This window comes from Pseudomonas sp. AB6, from assembly GCF_034314105.1.
GTDB lineage: Bacteria > Pseudomonadota > Gammaproteobacteria > Pseudomonadales > Pseudomonadaceae > Aquipseudomonas.
This window is the reverse complement of record NZ_JAVIWJ010000001.1, coordinates 3,804,369-3,826,866: the sequence shown is the minus strand read 5'-3', so window position 1 is coordinate 3,826,866 and position 22,498 is coordinate 3,804,369. Positions and strand designations below refer to the sequence as shown.

The window sequence follows — 22,498 nt, the reverse complement described above, 5'->3', positions numbered from 1 at the left end:
GGAAATTTCCCGCAAATAAACGCGCCTCAGCCTACATACCTCCGACCACTGCTTGACCAACCATGCTCGTCGACACCTTCCGAAACAGAAAGGACAGCCGATGGCGAGCTTGCAGCATCTCCAAACAAACCCTATCCCACCGACTAAAGCGCAATGGCTGACGACCTGCGCGTTGAGCGCAATGATGCTGCAAGCGTGCAGCCAATCATTACCCGACCGCCTCGGCGCGCCCATCGAGGGCTACAGCCACACCTCGGCGGCCTCAATTACTTCATGGTCAACGGCAATGGCGGTCCGAACATCGGGCCTTACGGCGGGGGCGGCAGCCAGAACTGCTGCGTGACCCTGCCGCGGCAATGGCACCCCGGCCTGACCGTGGTGGTGGAGTGGGAGAAAGATCCGACGCCCCACGCCTATGCAGACTGGCCTGAGCCTCGATTCTCCGATGCGTGGCATGTTCGGATGAAAAAAGAAAAGACCAACAACACCCGCCACCGCGCCGTCGTGGAGGTGGCGCCGTATGAAGTGCTGGGCGTCGTTGACGTCCATTTTTTGCCTTGCGATCAAGTCGCCGTCTCGGCGGTCGCGGCCACGCCTGGCCATGCCAAGTATCCCTTCAGCTACCCATCCAAAATGGAAGAACCTGCCGTATGTCCAGCACCTTGAATTCAGCTTCGCAACGCCCCGCGTCGGCGTCTTTAACACCGACGCCGCCCTTCAAAAAAGAAGGCCTGTTACCTCGCAACCACTTAGACGTCGGGCTCAATTACCGCACGCAAATCCGGCCCGAGATTCTGGCAGGCTATGCCGCTGAAAAAGCCGCCAAAGCAGAGGGCCGCACCTACCCTGGGCCGCCGTGCATGAAAGCATTGAATATCAGCCTGTGTTTCGACGGCACCAACAACCACGAACCTTCGGACAAACTTGCCCAGCCACCCACCACCACCAATGTGGCGCGGCTTTACCATGCCAGTCTCGGCGACAGTGCGAACGGCGCTGAAAGCCGAGCGAACAGGCTGGGCTTTTATCGGTATTACATGCAAGGCGTGGGCACCGAGTTCAAGGAAATCGGCGAATTTGAACCGGATGAAAACGGGCTAAAGACGGCGATAGGCGGTGAAAACCGGATCAACTGGGGCATCACTCGGCTCTTGGATGCCGTTGGCAGAGCTGTGGGGATGAACGTTTGCAATCTCCAGACGCTTACGCCTTGGTTAAACAAATGGGCACCTCGGTCACCGAAGACATGCTTGGCGCCTCACTGCTTAAAGATGGATTTGCCCGCCGCCAACAAGCCCTGCAAGCACCGTTGCTGGCCCTGCAAAAAAAGGTCGACTACGTGCATGCGCGCAAGACCGTCCCGCGCATCATCGGCATGCGCCTGTGGATCTATGGTTTCTCTCGGGGCGCTGCCGAGGCCCGGGCGTTCGCCAACTGGCTGGAGGCACTGACCAAGGTCGAAGTGGAGGGTGAAACCTGTTACCTGTTCGCCGGAATCCCCATCAGCATTGGCTTCATGGGTCTGTTCGATACCGTGGCCTCGGTGGGCGTGGCCTACGTGGCCCCGTTTGCCGCCGGGCACATGGGCTGGGCCGATGACTCCATGCGTTTGCCGGAGTCGGAGAAGTTTCTGGAGCGCTGCGTGCATTTGGTCGCGGCTCATGAGCAGCGCGGCTGCTTTCCACTGGATTCAATTCGGCGCAAGGACAATCCTGACGATCCGAACGGCGCGTCAACCTACCGTAAGGGAACGTTTGAATACCTCTATCCCGGCGTGCACTCGGATGTGGGCGGTGGTTATGCGCCGGGCGAACAAGGGAAGGCGATAGCGGGAAGCAAGGATGTGCTGTCGCAAATTCCTCTACACCATATGTATGCCGAAGCTTATGCCGTCGGCGCCCCTCTTCAGGCGCCTAAAGACGCACTCAGTGCGGAGCAAAAGGAAAAATGGCCTTGGCTGGAAATGGACAGAGAAACCCTTGAAGCCTTCGCCGTCTCCGAAACCCTCACCCACCGCTTCAACACCTGGCTCTCTTTCCACAAAACCGGCCCCCTCAAAGAAGCCATGGAAAGCGAACTGGAAATGCTCACTGCCTGGCGGATCAATCGCTATGCCAGTTACAGGTTCAAGCACACCGCCGCTTACCAGCATTTTCAGGGCAAGGACATGACCCCTCCGGAGCGCGGTGCATTCAAAGCCCTGCACCAACGACAATTCGCCGAAGAAAAAGCCATCCATGAGGGCCGGCCATTGCGCGAGTTGTCAGGTACGACGTTGGCAACCCATGAGGAACACCTGGCGATCAAACTGGCCTATGAACAACGTATCGGTGCTGAAAAGCCGACGACGTTCAACATGCGCAAAGCCTTCGAACCCAGCCTTGACCAAGCGCAAATGGACAACGCCATGGACGAGTTTCGCCGTGACTACGTGCCCTCTTTTTGGGGGCTGTCGTGGGACGCCGATACCCTTAGCCTTGCTACCCTCGCCCACGTCACCCTGGGCGGCTGGGTGTACTTGACCAATGAAGAGGACGAAGCTGAGGAATACATTCGAATGCGCCGAAAGGCCAATATCGTCTTCAACAAGCTCTACGCCCCCCGCAGTTTTGAAATCCTCAGCGATAGAGCGCAGACCCTGACCGATTTTTTCGACGAGCAGGTTCACGACTCCCGTGCCTGGTTCATGAACGCCGCCCTGGGCGAGCGCGAGTTATTCACCGATTACTTCCGCTACCGCTGCATTTTCTTCGACAACGAGTCGAGCAAAGCCCTGTCAGCTCTGGTGTCCACTGAGCAAGTGATCGGCGTCGCTGTCGCGGTCGCCAGCATTGGCCTGAGCATCAAGCGTCATGACCCCCGTTATCTGGTGGGGTTGTTGGCACCGTCGTTTGGGATTCCGGTGTTTCGAGGCAAAGTCGGCCTGCCGGGCATCAGCGCCTTCGACACCCTGACCGGCATGGCCCTGCCCATGCTAGGCAACCTCGACAACCTCCGCGCCTTCACCCAAGACACCGGCGACGTACTGAAACTGGTTAACGCCTTGCCGATTCCGCCCACCCTCAGCGACGAAACCGCCACCACGCCAGAGCTTAAAGCCCTGCTCAACGCCCACAAAACGGCGAAGGTCGCAAAAATGGCCAAAGACTTGTTTGACAGTCTTCCCGCCGAAGAGAAAACCAGTTGGTTGGACCAAATCAAAGGCGTCGCAGCCGAGTAAATCCCGAGCCACTGTAGGAGGGGCCGCCACGTCTTCGACGCCGTGCTGTCGCGCAGAAAACGCCCGGTCTCTGGTCGAATCGCAGTCTTTGGTAGTACCTACAGTGGGTTATTCTTTTACGATCTTAATAAATAGTTTTTTATTCCTAAACGAATATATCCCCCGTCTCTATACTTTGCCCTTGAACGCAACGTGCAGGAGATGCCCCATGCGCAACGAATCGATCCGCTATCTGATAGTGCCGGGCTGGCAAGGTTCGCCAGACGATCACTGGCAGACGCATTGGCAGCACAGCTTACCCAACAGTGCGCGGGTGGAGCAGGCCGACTGGCTTAAACCGCGCCTTGAAGACTGGGTGGATGAGTTGCAGTGTGCAATTACCGCTGACAGTACGCCGGTGATTCTGATTGCTCACAGCTTGGGTTGCATCACCGTTGCGCATTGGGCTGCGTTGGCGTCCCGGCAATCGCTGCAACAGGTGCGCGGTGCCTTACTGGTCGCACCGGCCGATGTCGAGCGGCCGACGTGCGCGCCCGCGCTACGTAACTTCGCGCCGATTCCTACTCAGCTACTGCCGTTTCCCACTCAGGTGGTCACTTCGAACAACGACTCGGCGGTTAGCACCGAGCGCGCCCGGACGCTGGCGCTTAATTGGGGGGCTGAAGTGGGCCTTCTTAGTGGGGCAGGGCACATCAATGTGAAGTCTGGGCACCGACGCTGGGAGCAGGGATTCGCCTATTTATACCGCCTGCAAAATCGAATCGAATTGCACACGCTTCGCCGCGCTTGAATCTAAATTTCTCGTCGGGCCGTTTGGGCCTGCTGTTTACTTTTAACGCTTGAGCCGCCGTAAGGACTCAGGCGGGAGTTCGCCATGAGCCTTCACGAAACTTTCGGCCAGCCATTGCCGACCTTTCCCGATGCAGAAAAAAGCCCGCTGAGCATTCGTGCCAAAGCCTTGGTCTTTGTCGACCCACGCTCACGTCAATTGCCCGAAGAGCTGGAAAGTCTGGCTCCCCGAAGTTTGCCCGTATTGATCCGGGGCGAGACCGGCAGCGGCAAGGAACTGCTGGCCCGGCATATTCACCGTGGCAGTGATCGGGCGGGGCTCTTTGTTTCGGTGAATTGTGGCGCCATTAGCCCCAGTTACGCCGATGCCGAACTATTCGGTTATACCGCCAGCGCACACAGCGGCACAGTCAGCAGCCGCGCGGGTTGGTTTGGCTCGGCCAATGGCGGAACTTTATACCTGGATGAAATTGGCGACCTCCCGTTGCCAATTCAGACCAAGCTCTTGGCCGCGCTGGAAAACCATGAAGTGACCCGCGTCGGCGCCCAGCAACCGAGCCCGGTGGACGTGCGTTTGGTAGCGGCCACCAGTATCGATCTGGCGCAGGCGGTGGCAGTCGGGAAATTCAATGAACGACTTTTCCACTATTTGAGTGAAGGCAGTCTTGAGCTGCCTGCTTTGCGCGAGCGGGTGGGGGATATTTTGTCGTTGGCCGAATACTTTCTGGGTATCTACAGCCAGCGCCTGAACCTACCCGTGCCGTTGATCAGTGAAGCTGCCCAGCAGGTGCTTGAACTGCATAGTTGGCCCGGCAACACTCGTGAGCTTGAAAATGTCATTCACTTTGCACTGTTAGTAAGCAGCGGCGACGAGGTACTTCCTGAGCACCTCAACTTACCGGACGCTATAGGCCCGGTTAGCCAGATCAGAAGGCGAGCTGAGCGATTATTTGCCAGCGCAGAGGTGGGCCAACTGGCTGAATTAAAACAATTACTCGCTGAGCTAACCAAGCGTGTCACTTAGCGGCGAAGATAATGGCGTTTAGCTGTCATTCGCACTAAATAGCATAACGATCATAGTAAAAATTATTGTCATGGAATAACAAATATCGGTAATGTCCGCTCCACGCCGCCGGTCTTTAGTCGTGAAGCCAGACCGGTGGCAAATCTATCTAAACGCTGTCAACGTTGACGGCTGCGATTTTCGCTAAGGACTCTGCATGAAAAAGACGTTGTTATTGACCGCTTTGGCGGCTGCATTTTCGATTGGCTTGGCCCACGCCGGTGAAAAACTGGTTGTCGGCGCAACAGCCGTTCCCCATGCCGAGATTCTTGAGTTGATCAAGCCTCAGCTGGCCAAAGAAGGTGTGGACCTGGAAATTAAGGTTTTCAGCGACTATGTTCAGCCGAACGTACAAGTATTCGAAAAACGTCTAGACGCTAACTACTTCGAAACCAAGCCTTACCTGGACGGCTTCAACACCGGCAAGAAAGCTAACTTGGTGACGGTAATCGGCGTTCACGTTGAACCCTTCGGCGGTTACTCGAAAAAATTCAAAAGCTTGGCTGACCTGCCAGACGGCGCCACCGTTGCTATCCCGAACGAAGGCAGCAACGCTGGTCGCGCCCTGCTGCTGCTGCAGAAAGCTGGCTTGATCACCCTGAAAGATCCAACCAACGCCTTGGCAACGCCGAAAGACATCGCGACCAACCCCAAGCACCTGAAATTCCGCGAGCTGGAATCGGCCTTGCTGCCACGCGCGCTGGATCAAGTTGATCTGGACATGATCAACACCAACTACGCGTTGGAAGCAAAACTGAACCCTAAAAAGGATGCACTGATTCTTGAAGGCGCCGATTCGCCTTACGTGAACTTCCTGGTGGCTCGCCCTGATAACCAGAACAGCGTCGCGATTCAGAAATTGGCCAAAGCGCTGACCAGCCCTGAAGTCAAAGCGTTCATTGCCAAGAAGTACGACGGCGCGGTACTACCGGCGTTCTGATACAGATTCAAGCAATACTGTTTTTACGCCGACGGCTTACACAGCGTCGGCGTTTTTGTTCGAATCAGTAGGAGCGAACTTGTTCGCCAAGCGGCTTACCTGAATTACCAAGTGGCGTCTTTAGCTAACAAGTTGGTCCCTACAAAAAATACCGTGTTTACGGTTGAGTTGCGCACTGACGAATGGGCACCGTCTTTCAGTTGCTAGCGCTTCCAGTGCTATTGATATGCACTTAAAGTATTTAAATTAAGTTTTTTATAGCTATAAAGTTCCAACTCTTATTCGCCCAGTCATTCGGAGTCGGAGTTTTCATGTCAGCAGCCTCCCCAGTTTCCTCAGCCAAAAACGCAGTCAGCCAGGCATTTGACGTTCGTCCCTTTGAAGGGAAAATTGGTGCGCAAATAGTGGGGCTGGATTTGTCTCGTCCACTCAATGACGACGACTTCGCCCGCATTCACCAAGCGCACTTGGACTACCACGTCATCGTTTTTCGCGACCAACACATCACGCCGCAGCAACAGATCGATTTCAGCCGCCGTTTTGGCATCCTGCAAATCCACGTGCTCAAACAGTTCTTGTTAGCCAATCACCCGGAAATACTCATTGTCTCGAACATCGTCGAAAACGGTCAGCCGTTAGGTTTGGGCGATGCGGGCAAGTACTGGCATTCGGACCTTTCTTACAAAGAGCTGCCAAGCTTGGGCTCGATGCTTTACGCCCAAGAGCTGCCCAGCGAAGGCGGCGACACCTTGTTCGCCGACATGCACCTGGCCTGGGACACGCTGCCGCAAACGTTGCGTGAGGCGGTTGAAGGCAAGGTGGCGGTGCATTCCTATACCGCGCGTTACGCCGAAGGTAAAAACGCCGCCAGCTGGCGCCCGACACTGACCGGCGAGCAGCTTTCGCAGGTCGCCGAAGTCACCCACCCGGTGGTCCGCACGCACCCAGAAACTGGCCGTAAAGCCTTGTTCGTCAGCGAAGGCTTTACCACACGCATCGTCGGCTTGCCCGAAGACGAAAGCCGCGCCTTGCTGGATCAGCTCTACGCCCACAGCATTCGCTCAGAGAATGTCTACCGGCACCAATGGCAGCCGGATGATTTGGTGTTCTGGGATAACCGCTCATTGATTCACTTGGCCACCGGTTGCCCGCCTGAACTGCGCCGCAAGCTGTTGCGTACCACCATCCAAGGTGATGCATCGTTCTAATCGAAGGAGCCGCGTAATGAATGCTGTTTTGCAAAGCCACACGGCTAGCGAACGCTTGACCCTGCCACAGATCAATCAGCCCACCGCTGAAGCACTGTTGCATGTCCAAGGCGTGAGCTTGGAATACCGCACGCCTGAACGGGTCGTGCGGGCGACCCATCAAGTGAGTTTTGAAATCGATCCCGCCGACCGATTCGTTCTGCTCGGTCCATCGGGTTGCGGCAAGTCGACACTGCTCAAAGCCGTCGCCGGGTTCATTCAGCCCAGCGAAGGGCAGATCCGCTTGGCGGGGGTGCACGTCACCGAGCCTGGGCCGGATCGGATTGTGGTGTTTCAGGAATTCGATCAGTTACCGCCCTGGAAAACCGTGATTCAGAACGTGATGTTTCCCTTGCTGGCTTCGCGCACGTTGAAGCGCCGCGAAGCCGAAGAGCGGGCGCGTTATTACTTGGAGAAAGTCGGCCTCAGTGCTTTCGCCGATGCCTACCCGCACACCTTGTCCGGTGGTATGAAAGCCCGGGTCGCCATTGCCAGGGCGTTGGCCATGCAGCCAAAAATCCTGCTGATGGACGAACCCTTCGCCGCGCTTGATGCGTTGACCCGCCGCAAGATGCAAGAAGAGTTGCTGGAGTTGTGGGAAGAGGTGCGGTTTACCTTGATGTTTGTCACCCACTCCATCGAAGAAGCGTTGGTCGTTGGTAATCGAATTCTCTTGCTGTCACCCCATCCCGGCCGGGTCCGCGCGGAAATCAACAGCCATCAATTCGGCCTGAAAAGCCCCGGCAGCGCGGATTTTCAACGCACCGCGCAGCGCATTCATCGCTTGCTGTTTGATGAGGGTGAACCTGAGCCGGTCGAGCGCGACGTGCGCTTTCAGGATGTTCACATCGCTTACTGACGCCCCCTTATTTCAAGGGCCTCCCAAGAGAATTCGAAACATGACCATTCGACAGGAATACGAGGTCACGCTGGAGCCTTTTACTCAAGAGGATCTGGTGAGTGACATCCCGTTGGCGCAAAAGATAGGGCAAATGAGCTGGGTGCGTAAATCAGTGATCCTCATTGCTCTGGCGCTGATCTGGGAGCTGGCGGCGCGTTACACCAACAATGACCTGTTACTACCCGGCGTGCTGCAAACCGCCAGCGCGTTGTATGACGGCATCATCACCGGGGAGCTGCTCAGTAAGGTGGGAATTTCTTTGTCGGTCCTGATCAAGGGCTACTTGATTGGCATCGTCCTGGCGTTTGCGCTGACCACCCTTGCTGTATCGACACAGTTGGGCCGCGATTTGCTCAGCACCCTCACGGCGATGTTCAATCCCTTGCCCGCCATCGCGCTGTTGCCCTTGTCACTGCTGTGGTTCGGCTTGGGCCAAGGCAGTCTGATTTTCGTGTTGGTGCATTCGGTTCTATGGGCCTTGGCGCTGAACACTTACACGGGATTTCTCGGGGTTTCGGAAACCCAGCGCATGGCGGGGCGCAACTACGGTCTCAAGGGTTTGCGCTTCGTTGGGTACATTTTGATTCCGGCAGCGCTGCCTTCGATTTTGTCCGGTTTGAAAATTGGCTGGGCATTCGCTTGGCGCACCCTAATTGCCGCCGAATTGGTATTTGGTGCCCAGTCGGGAAAAGGTGGTTTGGGCTGGTACATCTATCAAAACCGTAATGAGCTTTACACCGATAAGGTCTTCGCCGGGCTGATTGCAGTCATCCTGATTGGACTGCTAGTGGAAAACTTGCTGTTCAACAATATCGAACGCCTGACCATAAAACGCTGGGGCATGCAGCGCTAATACTGGCTTTTTTTAAGCTGTTGTTATTCCAAAATCCTATTTATTTATCGCTGATAGCTAACTGTAAGCTATATGCGTCGCCGGACTACCGGCCTGTCGTATTCATTCTTGGTGAGAATTTCATGGCCACATCGTTCAAGCGTCCGGCGCTTACCACCCTCGCGGCAACGCTCAGCCTATTCGGGGCACTGCTCAGCGGTGGTGCGCACGCTGAGGGCAAAATCAGCATCGCCCAGCAGTTTGGTATCGGCTACCTGATTCTTGATGTCGTCCGCGATCAGCACTTGATCGAAAAGCATGGCAAGGAGCAGGGGCTGGACATCGCGGTCGACTGGAACAGCATCTCCGGTGCCACCGCCATGAACGAAGCCTTGTTGGCAGGTGCGCTTGACGTAGTGTCAGCTGGCGTGCCGCCGATGCTCACGGTCTGGGACCGAACAAAGGGCAAGCAGAACGTCAAAGCCATCGCCTCGTTGGGTTCGATGCCTAATTACCTGCTCAGCATCAACCCAGACGTGAAGACCTTGAAAGACTTCACCGATAAGGACCGGATTGCCGTCCCGGCTGCGGGCGTAGGCTTCCAGTCCCGGACGTTGCAGATCGAAACCGCCAAAGTGTTCGGCAAGGCTGAGTTTAAAAAATTCGACAACATTTCGGTCAGCCTCCCGCACCCGGATGCAACCGCCGCGCTGATTGCGGGTGGCTCTGAGCTAAACGCTCACTTTTCTAGCCCGCCGTTCCAGTACCAGGAATTGGAAAACCCGAAAGTCCACAAGGTTTTAAGCTCCTATGACGTGCTCGGCGGTCAGGCCACGTTTAACGTGCTCTACACCACCCAGAAATTTCATGACGAAAACCCAAAGACCTACAAAGCCTTTTACGACGCGCTGGCTGAAGCCGAGCACATCATCAAGGCTGACAAGCCCGCTGCCGCCCAGACTTACGTACGCGTAGAGCAGTCGAAATTACCCCTGGCTCTGGTGGAAAAAATCGTCGCTGATCCAGAAATCGACTTCACCATCACGCCGCAACGCACGTTTATCTATGCCAGCAAGTTGCAGGAATTAGGCGTATTGAAAAACAAGGCTGACAGCTGGAAAGACTACTTCTTTGAACAAGTGCACGGCACGCCGGGTAGCTGATATCAGTGTCTGTCTGGACTCGCGTGACACCCACTTATTTCCATGAGCTTTGAGTTGTGTCAGTGACGGAACCCTGATCTACGCTCACAGTCGCATACCTCAGATTTAGATGTGATTTCTTACAACCTGTACCGCGTGTCTGTCATGGCATTTGCAAAGGAGCCTGCATGCCCGTTCATCGATCAAAATTTGCTGTGATCAGCTTGAGCGTGGTGCTTGGCTTATTGGTCGGGTGCGGGGAAAAAAAGCCGCAGGAGCCGCAACGGCCAAGGGTTTATGTCCAACAGGTGAAGACGGCGGACTTCGCTGCCGCCGTGTCGCTGACGGGCGATATTGAGGCACGGGTGCAGACTCAATTGTCGTTCCGAGTGGGCGGCAAGATCATCCAGCGGATGGTCGACGTTGGTGATCGGGTGTCGGCCAAGCAAATTCTCGCCAAATTAGATCCCAAAGACTTACAAACCAGCGTTGATTCAGCCGTCGCTGCCCAAGCCGCTGAGCAGGCTCGGGTCCAACAGACCAGCGCGGCATTTGTTCGTCAGGAAAAATTACTGCCCAAGGGCTATACCAGCCGCAGTGAGTACGACTCGGCTCAGGCGGCGTTGCGCAGTAGCCAGAGTGCGCTGAAGGCCGCTCAAGCGCAGTTGGCTAATGCCCGTGAGCAGTTGAGTTACACCGCACTGGTGGCAGACGCGCCGGGCATTATCACGGCGCGGCAGTCGGAAGTCGGGCAGGTGGTACTGGCCACTGTGCCGATTTTTGGCCTGGCGCGGGATGGCCAGCGCGACGCGGTATTCAATGTCTACGAATCGCTGTTCGTCGATCCTCCCACCGACCAGACGGTACAAGTGACCTTGCTCGATAACCCCACTGTTAAGGTGATCGGCAAGGTTCGCGAAGTCACCCCCGCCGTCTCTGCGCAAACCGGTACGCTGCAAGTCAAAATCACCCTCACCCAATTACCGGCGGGTATGGAACTGGGCTCGGTGGTCAGTGCCGCCCTGAGCGTGCCGGCCAAAGCCAGCGTCCAGCTGCCGTGGGCGGCATTGACCAAAGGCCTCGGTGATCAGCTTGGGCAGCCCGCCGTTTGGGTGGTCGACGACCAAGGAATCGTCAATTTGCACGCGGTCAAAGTCAGCCGTTATTTGACCGGCAGCGTGATTATCAGCGAGGGGTTGAGCGGTGGCGAAAAGGTAGTGGTTGCCGGGGGCCAACTGCTGCACCCGGATATGCAGGTTGAAATTGCCCAAACACCGCAGCCCGCGACCGCGAAGGTGCAGCCATGACGCGCCTGACCCTGATGGTGCTGAGCAGCCTTATGATGAGCGCTTGTAGCAAGTCCGAACCTGCGCCCGAACCGGCGCGTCCGGTGCTGTATATCGAGGTCCAGCCGGCATCTGTGGAGAGCCTTGGGCGTTTTGCGGGAAATATTCAAGCTCGCTATGAGAGCACGCTGGGCTTTCGCGTGTCGGGACGTATAGCCCAACGCAGTGTGGATGTTGGTAGTGAAGTGAAGAATGGTCAGTTATTAGCGACCCTTGATCCCACGGATCAGCAAAATAACCTGCGTGGCCGTCAAAGTGATCTGGCGCGAATCGAAGCGCAGTGGATCAACACCCAAGCCAATGCGCGTCGTCAGAGAGAGTTGTTCGACCGAGGCGTCGGCGCTCAGGCACAGCTGGATATTGCCCAGACTGATTTACGCACCATCGGCGCTTCGTTGGAGCAAGCTCGTGCGGCAGTCACGCAGGCGCAGGACCAGCTTAATTACAGCGACCTGCGTGCCGATCATGCGGCGGTGGTGACTAACTGGAAGGTCGAGGCCGGGCAGGTGGTCAGCGCCGGTCAAGACGTGGTGACACTGGCCCAGCCTGACATCAAGGAAGCGGTAATTGATCTACCGGCGTCCTTGGTGGATACGCTGCACAAGGGCGTGGAGTTCAAGGTGGCGGCTCAGTTGGCGCCTGACATCAGCACCACCGCCACGTTGCGCGAAATTGAGCCACAAGCCGAGCGCTCGACCCGCACCCGTCGCGCCCGCTTGACGCTAACTGAAACACCCTCCGCGTTTCGTCTTGGCACCGCCATCAGCGTTACCCTCTCCACGGCCATCGAGCCCCGCGTGCAGCTGCCTATTAATGCTGTACAGAACGTCGATGGTAAGACGCAAATCTGGATCGTCGACGTGCAGAACCAGACCGTATCTCCACGTGAGGTCCAGGTCATCAGCCGGGAGGATGACAGCGTGGTGTTGGCGGCTGGAGTGAAGGCTGGTGAGCGGGTGGTCAGTGCGGGTGTGAACAGCCTCAAACCCGGCCAGAAAGTTAAAATCGATAAGGACGCCCTACGATGAAAGGGACATTCAACCTGTCCGATTGGGCCATAAAACACCAGTCGTTTGTCTGGTACCTGATGTTCGTCGGGCTGTTGATGGGAGTATTTTCGTACCTGAACCTGGGGCGTGAAGAAGACCCTTCGTTCACCATCAAAACCATGGTCATTCAGACGCGCTGGCCCGGGGCAACGGTCGATGAAACCCTGGAACAAGTCACCGACCGTATCGAGAAAAAGCTTGAGGAGCTGGACTCCCTCGCTTACGTGAAAAGTTACACCCGGCCAGGGGAATCGACGGTCTTCGTTTTTTTGCGTGACACCACCAATGCCAAGGCGATTCCGGAAATCTGGTACCAAGTACGAAAGAAGATCAACGACATTCGCGGTAGCTTTCCCCAAGGCATTCAAGGACCGGCGTTCAACGACGAGTTTGGTGACGTTTACGGCTCAATCTATGCGTTCACCTCTGACGGTCTGTCCATGCGCCAGTTGCGCGATTACGTCGAGCAAGTCAGGGCCGACATCCGGGCCGTACCGGGGCTGGGCAAGGTCCAGATGATCGGCCAGCAGGACGAAGTGCTATATCTGAATTTCTCCACCCGCAAGCTGGCGGCGTTGGGCCTGGATCAGCGTCAGGTGGTGCAAAGCCTGCAATCGCAAAACACGGTCACTCCGGCCGGGGTTATCGAAGCCGGACCGGAGCGGATTACGGTGCGTACCTCGGGCCAATTTGCGTCGGAAAAAGACCTCGAAGCGGTCAACTTGAGGCTTAACGACCGTTTCTACCGCCTGAGCGACATTGCCGACATCAGCCGTGGTTACACAGACCCACCAACACCGATGTTTCGCTTCAACGGCAAGCCTGCCATTGGCTTGGCCATCGCCATGCAGAAAGGCGGCAACATCCAGGAGTTCGGTAAAGCCCTGCACTCACAGATGGACAACGCCACTGCCGACCTGCCTGTGGGCGTCGGCGTACACAACGTATCGGATCAGGCGCAAGTGGTGGAGAAGGCCGTTGGCGGATTCACCAGCGCGCTGTTTGAAGCGGTGGTCATTGTATTGATCGTCAGCTTTATCAGCCTCGGTGTTCGGGCCGGTTTGGTGGTCGCCTGTTCGATTCCGTTGGTGTTGGCGATGGTCTTCGTCTTCATGGAATACAGCGGCATCACCATGCAGCGGATATCTTTGGGCGCATTGATTATTGCCCTTGGCCTGTTGGTGGACGACGCCATGATCACCGTCGAGATGATGGTCACCCGTTTAGAGCTGGGAGAAAGCAAGGAGCAGGCCGCCACCTTCGCCTATACCTCGACCGCGTTTCCGATGTTGACCGGCACCTTGGTGACTGTTGCCGGGTTCGTGCCAATTGGTCTCAACGCCAGCTCTGCCGGGGAATATACGTTCACCTTATTCGCGGTTATTGCCGTGGCGATGCTGGTGTCGTGGGTGGTCGCGGTGTTGTTCGCGCCGGTGATTGGCGTGCATATCCTCAGCGAGAACATTAAAAAGAAGTCGGAAAAACCGGGACGCCTCGCAAGGGCGTTCAATGGCGGCATGCTGTTGGCGATGCGCAACCGTTGGTGGACGATCCTCATCACTGTGTTGTTGTTTTTGTTGGCGGTGTTCTCCATGCGTTTTGTACAGAACCAGTTTTTCCCCTCGTCGGACCGCCCGGAAATTCTGGTGGACTTGAACCTGCCGCAAAGCGCGTCGATTAACGAAACTCGTAAAGTGGTGGACCGCCTTGAAGCCACGCTCAAGGACGACCCGGACATCGCACGCTGGAGCACTTACATTGGCCAGGGCGCGGTGCGTTTTTATCTGCCGCTGGATCAGCAACTGGAAAACCCGTATTACGCGCAATTGGTGATCGTCAGCAAAAGCCTTGAACAGCGTGGCGTGTTGACCGACCGCTTGAAAAAACGCCTGCGTGATGACTTCGTCGGTATCGGCAGCTATGTACAGCCGCTGGAAATGGGGCCTCCAGTAGGGCGTCCGATTCAATATCGGGTGAGCGGCAAGGACATCGACCTAGTCCGGCAACATGCGATTGAACTGGCGACCCTGCTCAATCGCAACCCGCATATTGGCGAAGTGATCTACGACTGGAACGAGCCGGGCAAAGTGCTGCGCATCGACATCGCTCAGGACAAGGCCCGACAGCTGGGTTTGTCGTCTCAAGACGTGGCGCAGTTGATGAACAGCATCGTTACCGGCTCGTCTGTTACTCAGGTGCGGGACGACATTTACCTGATTAATGTCGTGGGCCGCGCCGAAGATGCTGAGCGCGGTACGCCCGAGACCTTGCAAAACCTACAAATCGTTACGTCCAGCGGCACGTCTATCCCCTTGTTGGCATTTGCCTCGGTGCGTTATGAGCTGGAGCAACCGTTGGTGTGGCGTCGAGACCGTAAGCCCACCGTCACTGTTAAAGCCGCCGTAAGCGATACAATTCAACCCACTGACTTGGTGAAGCAACTCAAACCTGACATCGACAAGTTCGCCAGCGGATTGCCGGTGGGCTTCAAAGTCGCTACCGGTGGCACCGTAGAAGAGAGCGGCAAGGCTCAAGGGCCGATTGCCAAGGTAGTGCCGCTGATGGTGTTCCTGATGGCGACTTTCTTGATGATCCAGTTGCAGAGCGTACAGAAGATGTTCCTGGTCGCCAGCGTCGCGCCACTGGGGCTGATCGGCGTGGTACTGGCGCTGATCCCGACTGGCACACCTATGGGCTTTGTCGCGATCCTCGGAATTCTCGCGTTAATCGGCATCATCATCCGCAACTCGGTGATTCTAGTGACGCAAATTGACGCCTATGAACGCGACGATTATTTGCCGTGGGACGCGGTAGTCGAAGCGACGCAACACCGCCGTCGGCCCATCCTACTGACCGCAGCGGCGGCCAGCTTAGGGATGATCCCCATCGCCCGGGAAGTGTTCTGGGGCCCCATGGCCTACGCCATGATTGGCGGGATTATTATCGCGACCCTGCTGACCTTACTGTTCCTGCCCGCGTTGTATGTTGCGTGGTACAGGATTGAAGAACCGAGCAAGGAGCAGCGGGACGAAGCGCAAGCGGAAAACTAGAATTGGGGCTGAGCCAGCAATTGCGAGTGGAACACTTTGATCCCACAGAATTGGAGCCAGATCACAGAATTCGGCATTACATAATCCGTTGGAGCAACAACTGTCTTTGTGCTCCCTGATTGTCCGACTGACAAACGCGCCGTTTTTAAACCTTACGCCACACACTCGCCAACCAAGGCTGTTGTTCCAAAGGTAAACCTTCAGGTCGGAAATAATGTTCCAGCTCGGTAAATCCCGCTTCACTGAGCAGTGCACGCCAGTTCTCCAGGTCGTGGTAGGAACCATAGCGGCTGCCGTTCCAGCCTTCTATGTTTTCGCCCCGCGGGTTGGAGCTGAACAGGACGCCGCGCGGGGCCAATGCGTCGTGCAGTTCGCGCAAGACGCGGGGCAGCTCCTGGCGTGGCACATGGAATAGCACGGCGTTGGCGAAGACGCCATCGAAGCGCCTGGCGGGCAGGTCCAGCTCAAGAAAGTTCTGTTGCAGCACTTCACAGCCGGTCTCTTCACGGGCCATTTTGGCAAAGCGCTCGGAACCATCTAGCCCTACCGCAATATGCCCCATGGCGGCGAATGTTCTGAGATCGCGTCCCGGCCCACAGCCAAAATCCAGAATCCGCAACGGCGCGCTGCCTTCGATATGCCTGAGCAACGCGGCAATGTTCTGGCTAACGTCATGACTCCAAGAACCTTCACGAAATTCGTCGGCGACCGCGTTGTAATGGGCGACAGTGGCGGCGGTTATTTGTGCGAGGTCCTGCGGATCGAGTTTCATGGCGAGTCTGTCTGGGCATAGATAGGCGCTGAATATACCCTTGCTCAGCGTTTCTTCAAGGGTTACCAAGATGGACATGTTTTTGGAACAAAAATAAAAGTGCTAGGGATCGCTTCTAAAGGGCGGAACGCTGAGTACTCGAGTAGGTGCCCAGCGGGAGTTATTGCCTACTAGGTCGATAACGCAATAAGTGATTTCCAGCGACGGGTCTTCGCCCGCTTCCAGAATAATCGCAGGGGGTACTTTTACCGTGATGGGCTTTCCGACATCGTGTGGATTGATCGCGGGCAGATCCATTCGCACATCGCCCCAGCGCAGGGTGATGGCGTCGTTGGCCGCCATATTGGGATACGCCTCGATCGTCAATGCCACGCCTTTTTTGAGTCGCTTAGCGGTCAAACCTTTTCGAAGCAACGCGTCTGAAATTTTCAGCGGGGTGAGGCTTTGATTTTCCTCAATACACTTGCTCGCAAGATTCCCACCAGGTTGATCAAGCTTGATTAGTACACTTTTGCTTGGCGAAAGCGTGGGACGTATGCCAACTTTCTGGACTTCATACCAGATAGTGGCAGTGCCGCTTTGCACAAAACTTTCCGGCACCCGCCAACTTAGCGGCTGACCGATATCATCGGCGGTCAGCCACTTCGAGGCCACGTAACAACCGTCCCAAAAGAGGGAGATTAAGTCACCATCATCCATTTTTGCGTAGGGCCTGATAGTTATCATCAGATGCGCAGCGGCAGCGGCGCTGATACCAAATTTGTTGGCTTGCGGCAGCGATGGCGCAAACAACTTGATGCGATGGGAAGTTAGGGTCGCACTGTCCATGTTCGAGACTCCTTATTACCCGCGGCCGATTAATTTATGCCGCATGATAAACCTTGTTGATCCGTTTTTAGATTTGCCGGGCCTAGCTAAGAGTGAATGGGAATGCGTGTCAAGGAGAGGGATAGCAGAATAACGGAGGGGGCAAGCGAATCAGATTATTCCTACGCCGGCTTGATTGGTAGGTCGCTGGAAAGTACATGCCGCGTCCTACTTGGTAACGTTGCAAAAATTAGAAACCTGAACAGAACACCCGTAGATCGATGCGGCAAAAAGCTGAGTGATGTGTTCGCTCAGCTGTCCATCCGCCCCTGTCCTTGGCAATCAGCAAACCGCCTCATTTGCCTGGACATCAGTCAGCACTCGACGAAATGCTCGTCTCCCAGAAGCATGTCTTCGAAAAATGCCCCGAAGGTATTTTCAGCGTTTCGAATGTGGATTTCCAATACCCATAAATGGCTACTTGGCGTGAATTCGATGTCTGCCATAGCGCCGCCGTAAATGGCCGCATGAGGAAAATCAGAAAGCCTGTGACCATCGAGGTCCATGTTCAAAACCCATCCGCGTCGCTCACTGGCCTTGATCGCCAATTGATAGAGCTCTTTGCCTGACGCCTCGGTGGTCAACCAATGTTGGCGAACCTCATGGAATATCGTCCGTGAGTCTTTAGCGCACCGCGCTTTTTCTTCATCCCGGCCAGTGACGAATGTCTGACCACCATCGCCTTCCCACTCTTTCCACGTCGGGCCGATATCAATAAAAAAAATATCATCCTTGCCTAGCACGACTCCGCTCTCGGAGGGGGAGCCGAATGTCTTAGTGGTATTGCGTCCGAAACGGACGAAGACCCCGTGCCATCCACGAAGCATGTCGCGTTCGGCCAGGACATCCTTGGCAAGCTCAAGCGCCTCTTCCTCAATCATGCCCGGCTTGATCTGTTGCGCAATTTCTAGAATGGCGTCCCGAGTCATTTGGCGGACCATGATCATATTGCGGGCATTGTAATGCTTGCCTACCGCCTCTAAATCATCCTGATTGTCGTGATTCAACATGGTATTACCTCAAGTGGAGATTGTTGGTTAACAGGTGATTTTCATGGGGTAAAAACCTGCATTCCGTCCAGTCCGGGGTTCAGGAAAATTTGGCAAGCCAGTCGATCCAATGGGCCTGAATTGAGCAGCGTACTGAGGAGTCGAGCTTCGGATCTGGCAGGCTTGGGCAGCGCTTCAAACCAGGTCTTGTTTAGCGTCAGCCGACAGGTGCCACATGACTGTTGCCCCCCGCAAACGCCGTCAATCAGATGAGCGCTACGCAGAGCGGTCATCAGCGTGCCATCCGGAAATATGCGCAGCTCTTCAGGGACAGCGGTGCCCGGACGCGCAACGCGGACAGTGATCTTCGCACCTAGGTCTTTCGATGACGTGCAATTGGGCCACGATTGAACTGTGGTAGACGCAATGAAGGGGTCCGTGTAATAGCGCGACATGCGCAGAGCGTTCTTTTCATACAGAAGCGCGCCCGCGGCGTTGACCATATCCGGGCAACCGCAGGCATATACACATGCCTGCGCAAGTGATTTATGTTGTAGCGAAGCGACTCGGTGCACATGTCGGGATGCAGCCTGAGCAGTGTTCCCCTCGATGCTTACTACAGGCACAAAGTGAAAATGTGGAAAGCGACCTTCGAACTCCACGAACTCTTGGGAAAGATAAAGATCTTCTTTCACATGACCTCCCCAATACAGCCACAGTTCTCTCGCTTTTTCGCAGGCTAAAGCTTCTTGGATCAAGGCTCTAATCGGTGCGATACCCGTACCGGTCGCTAGAAAAATAGCAGGGCCTGTTTCATCCATTGAGTATTCCCATACGCAGCTTCCAAAAGGGCCGCGCACTTTCAGCACACTAAGAGCTTCAACCCCCTGTTTAACAAGTTGCGAGAATTTTCCATTGGGAAATACTCGAACATGCAGTTCAAGATATCCGTCAGTGCGCAGTTGAGTGGCAGGTGAATACGACCGCTGTGTTCCGTCGGGTAATTCGATATTCACGTACTGGCCAGCACGGTATTTCAACGTCGCTGCAGCTAACGGGGCCAGCAGCAAAATTGAAATATGTAGACTCAGCCGGGTCACTGAAACCGCGCGATATAAGTGAGTGTCAATGTCCTGTTCAAGAGGTTGCATGGACCCGAGTCCTTTAATGGTGATACCACACTTACCCGTTGCAACCTGATTTGATACGGCAATGCGCTTTAACGAGACGCAAAACTTTTTCGGTTTCTTCAATAAAGGAGAACGAGCCGCTGCGATCGAGAAACTCAAGCTCGACCGGTCCGCTGTTGAAGTCGAGTTGCAGCAGTGGGTAAAGCGCCCGGTCATAACGTCCGGCCAACACCTTGGTAGGGATCTTCAGGTCTTTTAGAAAAGGCCTGAAATCCGGAATATCCAACAACTGGCCCCCTATATTGAAATCAACATCGACGCCACAGAATACCGGGTAGAGTTCTGTGTTACGTGATCCGGGTTCAGTTAGAAGTCTGTTGGCGTTCTCCGGGTTGTAGAACCTGACAACGGTGGCTGCCTTGGCAAACAAGGCCTGCATCTGAGGCGAAGTGGACCGCTCACCAAGACCCCGTAACCGACTTATCTGTGCCCATAACTCAGGTAGCTGATGCTCAATAACCTTATTGATGTTTTCGTGGTTTTTCTGCCACATGTCCGGGCTGTGCAATGAGTTGCACAAGATCAGTGAGCGCGCCAGGTCGGGCCGATCCAGCGCGACTTTCAGGCTAATCAGCCCTCCGTACGAAAAGCCAAACAGATGGGCTCCATTAGGGCAGATCCGCTCAATCAAGGCAGTTATATCAAGTACATCCTGCTCGAAAGTAATATCCGTCAAGTCGTCCGGTTTGTCAGAGCGACCACGACCGCAGAGATCGACATAGATCACCCGGAAGTCATTATGCAAGTCATCAAAGTGGGGGTGAAAAATCGCATGCGACCCCGCAGGACCGAGCCCTGCCAATAACATCAAGGGCTCACCTTCTCCAGCCTGCTCAACCCAAAGCCTTTTTCCTCGCACTTCATGAAGTTCGCCCGGAGCGTGCTTTATATGATCAGTCATGCAACCCCCTGTGCGCATTCCTGAAACACCGAACTTTCCGCCTGTCGAACGGCCACGATATCTCGCTCCAGTTGAAGTGGATCAGGGTGTGCCAACACTACAAATCCTAAAGCCAGCGTCGCGAATAAATCCTGAGTGGCAGGCACTGTCTGGTGCTCTTTGATTTGTATGCTTGCGTCGACATAACTTGAGAGTGCTGCAAGGGCATGCAACCGACTCACGTTTCTGGCCACTGACGGCGTGAGAGCCCTGAAAAAGACCACGGTCATATGCTTAAGGAGGTTATAGCGCGTTGACGGAACCACGCCCCCGGCAAAAAATTTCACGGAGCGGTGAACCTGACTGTCTCCTGTAGCCATAAAGCAAAGTCTTGGGTGCCCACCCCCGTGAGGTCGTGCCCCGAGTTCTATCAGCCTGGGGCCGTCGCTTGTCAGCATAATTTCAATATGAGCGTTTCCCCAGAACATACCCAACGCGTTCAGCACCTGCTCGGCGTACGCCGCGAGGGGTTCGATAACGGCCTGATCAGCACTGACCCAATCCATTCGATCGTAGATGGCCATTCCATGAGTACTTTCCAGCTTCGTATATTTACATACGCTGCAAACGGTATGAATGCCAGCGTGACTGAACGTATCGACAACGTACTCGGTGCCGGATAAATACTCTTGGACCAACACGCGGTCATTTATAATTCCCAGCCGATTGGGCTTGTCGAGGAGCCCGAAAAACGCGTTCTCCAGACCCACGCCTGCATAGATCTTGCTGACACCGTCAGTGCTGGCACTCTTGGGTGGTTTGACGACCAGACTCTTGCCCGCAAGTCCGCTTTCGAACACCCAATTTTTCACGTGGGAAAAATCATCCGTGCAGATCTGCTTCATCATCGTAACGCCGGCATTGATCGCTGCCTGGGCCATCAAGCCCTTGTCACGTCTGGCTGGGGCTAGTTCAACCGCATTCGAAAACTCGGGGACGAGCAGCGGAGCAAGCTGTTCGGCCAGCTCCACACCAGACTCGCAGCCAGTCAACACGCAGAACGGTTTGTAATGACGCAATTCATTGATGAGTGGCGCTAGATCCGCCGCGCACGCAACACGCACAAAGGCAAAATCCGCAGGTCTGTAGGAGGCGGCATAGACATCCGGCGGTTCGACAGAGGAGAGCACCGCAATGACCTTACAGCCCAGCTGCGCAAATTCGTTGGCGAATAAGCTACCGGAAGAATAAGGGTCCACGATTACGGCGTAACGCTCAGTGGCCGTGGTCATGATGCGGTCCTCAACAATTCGCTGATCTTCAGGCAGTAGCGATTCCATGCATCCTGCACCGTGGGGCTTAGGGACCGTGCGCGAATAGCGGCGTGCACCATGCCAGGTTCAATGACCAACTCAACCTCAGTACCCTGGGTCTGCAACTGTCTTGCGTATTGCTCGGCGTCGATGGCGAGTGAGTCCATTTCGGCGCCCATGATATAGGCCTTGGGCAACCCGCCAAAATCGCCAGCGATCAATGGAGACACATAAGGATGTGAAGCGGTTTCGGGGTCCGGAGAGTAACAGGCCGTGTAAAACTCCATCTCTGCGCCGGTAAGCAAGGGGGCGTCATCGCCGCCGTTTATCCATCGGGTGAAATCTAGAACAGGGCTGATCAGCGCCTGTCCAGCAAGCTTGGGACCATTGCGATCACGGCACATCATGGCGACCACCACCGCCATATTGGCTCCCGAACTGTCACCTGCGATGACTATTTTTCGAGCATCTATTCCAATGGCTTCAGCGTTTTCGCATGCGTACACCAGTGCGTCATAGCAGTCTTCCAGCGCGCCGGGAAATGGGTGTTCCGGTGCCAGTCTGAAATCTACGGCCATAACCTTCACCTGGGCTTTGGATGCGATCTCGGCTGCAACGCAATGATGGGTGTCCAGAGAGCCCAAGACAAAGCCACCTCCTCGGATGTAAAGGACCAGTCCTTCGCTCGGCTGCAAAGGTTCGTAAAGCCTAAATCGAATGCTGGTGCCGTTATGTGTCACATCCTGCTGGCTCCAGTGCACATCAACAGGAACTTCATAGGGAAACTCCACAATAAGGCTTTGATATAGGCGTCGTTGTTCATCTAGAGGATAGGTGTAGGAGTCGGGTGGCATTACTGCGTTACAACGATTTACAAACTCTTCAATACCGGGAGCGTAGGTCATTAG

At 55.4% G+C, this 22,498-nt stretch carries 19 protein-coding genes; 12 read left to right on the top strand and 7 right to left on the bottom strand.

What is annotated here, in order from left to right:
- The first annotated feature begins 153 nt into the window (after positions 1-153).
- From RGW60_RS18070 to RGW60_RS18015, 12 genes are all read left to right on the top strand, one after another.
- Positions 154-666, top strand: a complete 513-nt coding sequence (locus tag RGW60_RS18070; protein ID WP_322205857.1) for a DUF3304 domain-containing protein — start codon at positions 154-156, stop codon at positions 664-666.
- A 520-nt stretch (positions 667-1,186) separates the two neighbouring features.
- Positions 1,187-3,220, top strand: coding sequence for a DUF2235 domain-containing protein (locus RGW60_RS18065; protein ID WP_322205856.1), 2,034 nt, complete (start codon positions 1,187-1,189; stop codon positions 3,218-3,220).
- A 208-nt stretch (positions 3,221-3,428) separates the two neighbouring features.
- Entirely contained in the window at positions 3,429-4,010 is a 582-nt protein-coding gene (locus tag RGW60_RS18060) for an alpha/beta hydrolase (RefSeq protein ID WP_322205855.1), read from the top strand.
- Positions 4,011-4,094: 84 nt separating this feature from the next.
- Positions 4,095-5,033, top strand: coding sequence for a sigma 54-interacting transcriptional regulator (locus tag RGW60_RS18055; protein WP_322205854.1), 939 nt, complete (start codon positions 4,095-4,097; stop codon positions 5,031-5,033).
- Positions 5,034-5,229: 196 nt separating this feature from the next.
- Positions 5,230-6,012, top strand: a complete 783-nt coding sequence (locus RGW60_RS18050) for a MetQ/NlpA family ABC transporter substrate-binding protein (RefSeq protein WP_322205853.1) — start codon at positions 5,230-5,232, stop codon at positions 6,010-6,012.
- A gap of 311 nt (positions 6,013-6,323) precedes the next feature.
- The gene (locus RGW60_RS18045; protein WP_322205852.1) at positions 6,324-7,220 is read left to right on the top strand and encodes a TauD/TfdA family dioxygenase; all 897 of its coding nucleotides are present in this window, start codon (positions 6,324-6,326) and stop codon (positions 7,218-7,220) included.
- Between the two features lie 16 nt (positions 7,221-7,236).
- Positions 7,237-8,118, top strand: a complete 882-nt coding sequence (locus RGW60_RS18040; RefSeq protein WP_322205851.1) for an ABC transporter ATP-binding protein — start codon at positions 7,237-7,239, stop codon at positions 8,116-8,118.
- 40 nt (positions 8,119-8,158) lie between these two features.
- On the top strand, positions 8,159-9,013 hold the full coding sequence (locus RGW60_RS18035; protein ID WP_322205850.1) for an ABC transporter permease: 855 nt from the start codon (positions 8,159-8,161) through the stop codon (positions 9,011-9,013).
- Positions 9,014-9,135: 122 nt separating this feature from the next.
- Positions 9,136-10,155 carry an ABC transporter substrate-binding protein gene (locus RGW60_RS18030; protein ID WP_322205849.1) on the top strand — a complete coding sequence of 340 codons (1,020 nt, stop codon included), beginning with the start codon at positions 9,136-9,138 and terminating at the stop codon, positions 10,153-10,155.
- A 167-nt stretch (positions 10,156-10,322) separates the two neighbouring features.
- On the top strand, positions 10,323-11,441 hold the full coding sequence (locus RGW60_RS18025; RefSeq protein ID WP_322205848.1) for an efflux RND transporter periplasmic adaptor subunit: 1,119 nt from the start codon (positions 10,323-10,325) through the stop codon (positions 11,439-11,441).
- A complete protein-coding gene (locus RGW60_RS18020; RefSeq protein ID WP_322205847.1) occupies positions 11,438-12,508 on the top strand; it encodes an efflux RND transporter periplasmic adaptor subunit in 1,071 nt (356 codons plus the stop codon). The genes RGW60_RS18025 and RGW60_RS18020 overlap by 4 nt, the downstream gene beginning before the upstream one ends.
- Positions 12,505-15,579: an efflux RND transporter permease subunit gene (locus tag RGW60_RS18015; RefSeq protein ID WP_322205846.1), complete on the top strand. Its 3,075-nt coding sequence runs from the start codon at positions 12,505-12,507 to the stop codon at positions 15,577-15,579. The genes RGW60_RS18020 and RGW60_RS18015 overlap by 4 nt, the downstream gene beginning before the upstream one ends.
- A gap of 145 nt (positions 15,580-15,724) precedes the next feature.
- Here RGW60_RS18015 and RGW60_RS18010 read toward each other — a convergent pair whose 3' ends face one another.
- From RGW60_RS18010 to RGW60_RS17980, 7 genes are all read right to left on the bottom strand, one after another.
- A complete protein-coding gene (locus RGW60_RS18010; RefSeq protein WP_322206963.1) occupies positions 15,725-16,351 on the bottom strand; it encodes a class I SAM-dependent methyltransferase in 627 nt (208 codons plus the stop codon).
- Positions 16,352-16,453: 102 nt separating this feature from the next.
- Positions 16,454-17,179 carry a hypothetical protein gene (locus RGW60_RS18005; protein WP_322205845.1) on the bottom strand — a complete coding sequence of 242 codons (726 nt, stop codon included), beginning with the start codon at positions 17,177-17,179 and terminating at the stop codon, positions 16,454-16,456.
- 353 nt (positions 17,180-17,532) lie between these two features.
- A complete protein-coding gene (locus tag RGW60_RS18000) occupies positions 17,533-18,228 on the bottom strand; it encodes a M24 family metallopeptidase (protein WP_322205844.1) in 696 nt (231 codons plus the stop codon).
- 41 nt (positions 18,229-18,269) lie between these two features.
- The gene (locus RGW60_RS17995) at positions 18,270-19,496 is read right to left on the bottom strand and encodes an FAD-binding oxidoreductase (RefSeq protein ID WP_322205843.1); all 1,227 of its coding nucleotides are present in this window, start codon (positions 19,494-19,496) and stop codon (positions 18,270-18,272) included.
- Positions 19,390-20,298 (bottom strand): alpha/beta hydrolase, encoded by a 909-nt coding sequence (locus RGW60_RS17990; RefSeq protein ID WP_322205842.1) that lies wholly within the window; start codon positions 20,296-20,298, stop codon positions 19,390-19,392. The genes RGW60_RS17995 and RGW60_RS17990 overlap by 107 nt, the downstream gene beginning before the upstream one ends.
- Positions 20,295-21,617 carry an ATP-grasp domain-containing protein gene (locus tag RGW60_RS17985; protein ID WP_322205841.1) on the bottom strand — a complete coding sequence of 441 codons (1,323 nt, stop codon included), beginning with the start codon at positions 21,615-21,617 and terminating at the stop codon, positions 20,295-20,297. The genes RGW60_RS17990 and RGW60_RS17985 overlap by 4 nt, the downstream gene beginning before the upstream one ends.
- Complete coding sequence (locus RGW60_RS17980) at positions 21,566-22,495, bottom strand: alpha/beta hydrolase (protein ID WP_322205840.1); 930 nt, start codon at positions 22,493-22,495, stop codon at positions 21,566-21,568. Before RGW60_RS17980 ends, RGW60_RS17985 begins: the two co-directional genes overlap by 52 nt.
- Between the last annotated feature and the right edge of the window lie 3 nt (positions 22,496-22,498).

What these genes read in the sequence shown, in the direction of transcription:
- RGW60_RS18010 (WP_322206963.1), bottom strand. Translation starts at nt 16,351, where the DNA reads ATGAAACTCGATCCGCAGGACCTCGCACAAATAACCGCCGCCACTGTC.
- RGW60_RS17990 (WP_322205842.1), bottom strand. Translation starts at nt 20,298, where the DNA reads ATGACTGATCATATAAAGCACGCTCCGGGCGAACTTCATGAAGTGCGA.
- RGW60_RS17985 (WP_322205841.1), bottom strand. Translation starts at nt 21,617, where the DNA reads ATGGAATCGCTACTGCCTGAAGATCAGCGAATTGTTGAGGACCGCATC.
- RGW60_RS18040 (WP_322205851.1), top strand. Translation starts at nt 7,237, where the DNA reads ATGAATGCTGTTTTGCAAAGCCACACGGCTAGCGAACGCTTGACCCTG.
- RGW60_RS18015 (WP_322205846.1), top strand. Translation starts at nt 12,505, where the DNA reads ATGAAAGGGACATTCAACCTGTCCGATTGGGCCATAAAACACCAGTCG.
- RGW60_RS18005 (WP_322205845.1), bottom strand. Translation starts at nt 17,179, where the DNA reads ATGGACAGTGCGACCCTAACTTCCCATCGCATCAAGTTGTTTGCGCCA.
- RGW60_RS18020 (WP_322205847.1), top strand. Translation starts at nt 11,438, where the DNA reads ATGACGCGCCTGACCCTGATGGTGCTGAGCAGCCTTATGATGAGCGCT.
- RGW60_RS18025 (WP_322205848.1), top strand. Translation starts at nt 10,323, where the DNA reads ATGCCCGTTCATCGATCAAAATTTGCTGTGATCAGCTTGAGCGTGGTG.
- RGW60_RS18035 (WP_322205850.1), top strand. Translation starts at nt 8,159, where the DNA reads ATGACCATTCGACAGGAATACGAGGTCACGCTGGAGCCTTTTACTCAA.
- RGW60_RS18060 (WP_322205855.1), top strand. Translation starts at nt 3,429, where the DNA reads ATGCGCAACGAATCGATCCGCTATCTGATAGTGCCGGGCTGGCAAGGT.
- RGW60_RS18000 (WP_322205844.1), bottom strand. Translation starts at nt 18,228, where the DNA reads ATGTTGAATCACGACAATCAGGATGATTTAGAGGCGGTAGGCAAGCAT.
- RGW60_RS18050 (WP_322205853.1), top strand. Translation starts at nt 5,230, where the DNA reads ATGAAAAAGACGTTGTTATTGACCGCTTTGGCGGCTGCATTTTCGATT.
- RGW60_RS17980 (WP_322205840.1), bottom strand. Translation starts at nt 22,495, where the DNA reads ATGACCTACGCTCCCGGTATTGAAGAGTTTGTAAATCGTTGTAACGCA.
- RGW60_RS18030 (WP_322205849.1), top strand. Translation starts at nt 9,136, where the DNA reads ATGGCCACATCGTTCAAGCGTCCGGCGCTTACCACCCTCGCGGCAACG.
- RGW60_RS18070 (WP_322205857.1), top strand. Translation starts at nt 154, where the DNA reads ATGGCTGACGACCTGCGCGTTGAGCGCAATGATGCTGCAAGCGTGCAG.
- RGW60_RS18055 (WP_322205854.1), top strand. Translation starts at nt 4,095, where the DNA reads ATGAGCCTTCACGAAACTTTCGGCCAGCCATTGCCGACCTTTCCCGAT.
- RGW60_RS18045 (WP_322205852.1), top strand. Translation starts at nt 6,324, where the DNA reads ATGTCAGCAGCCTCCCCAGTTTCCTCAGCCAAAAACGCAGTCAGCCAG.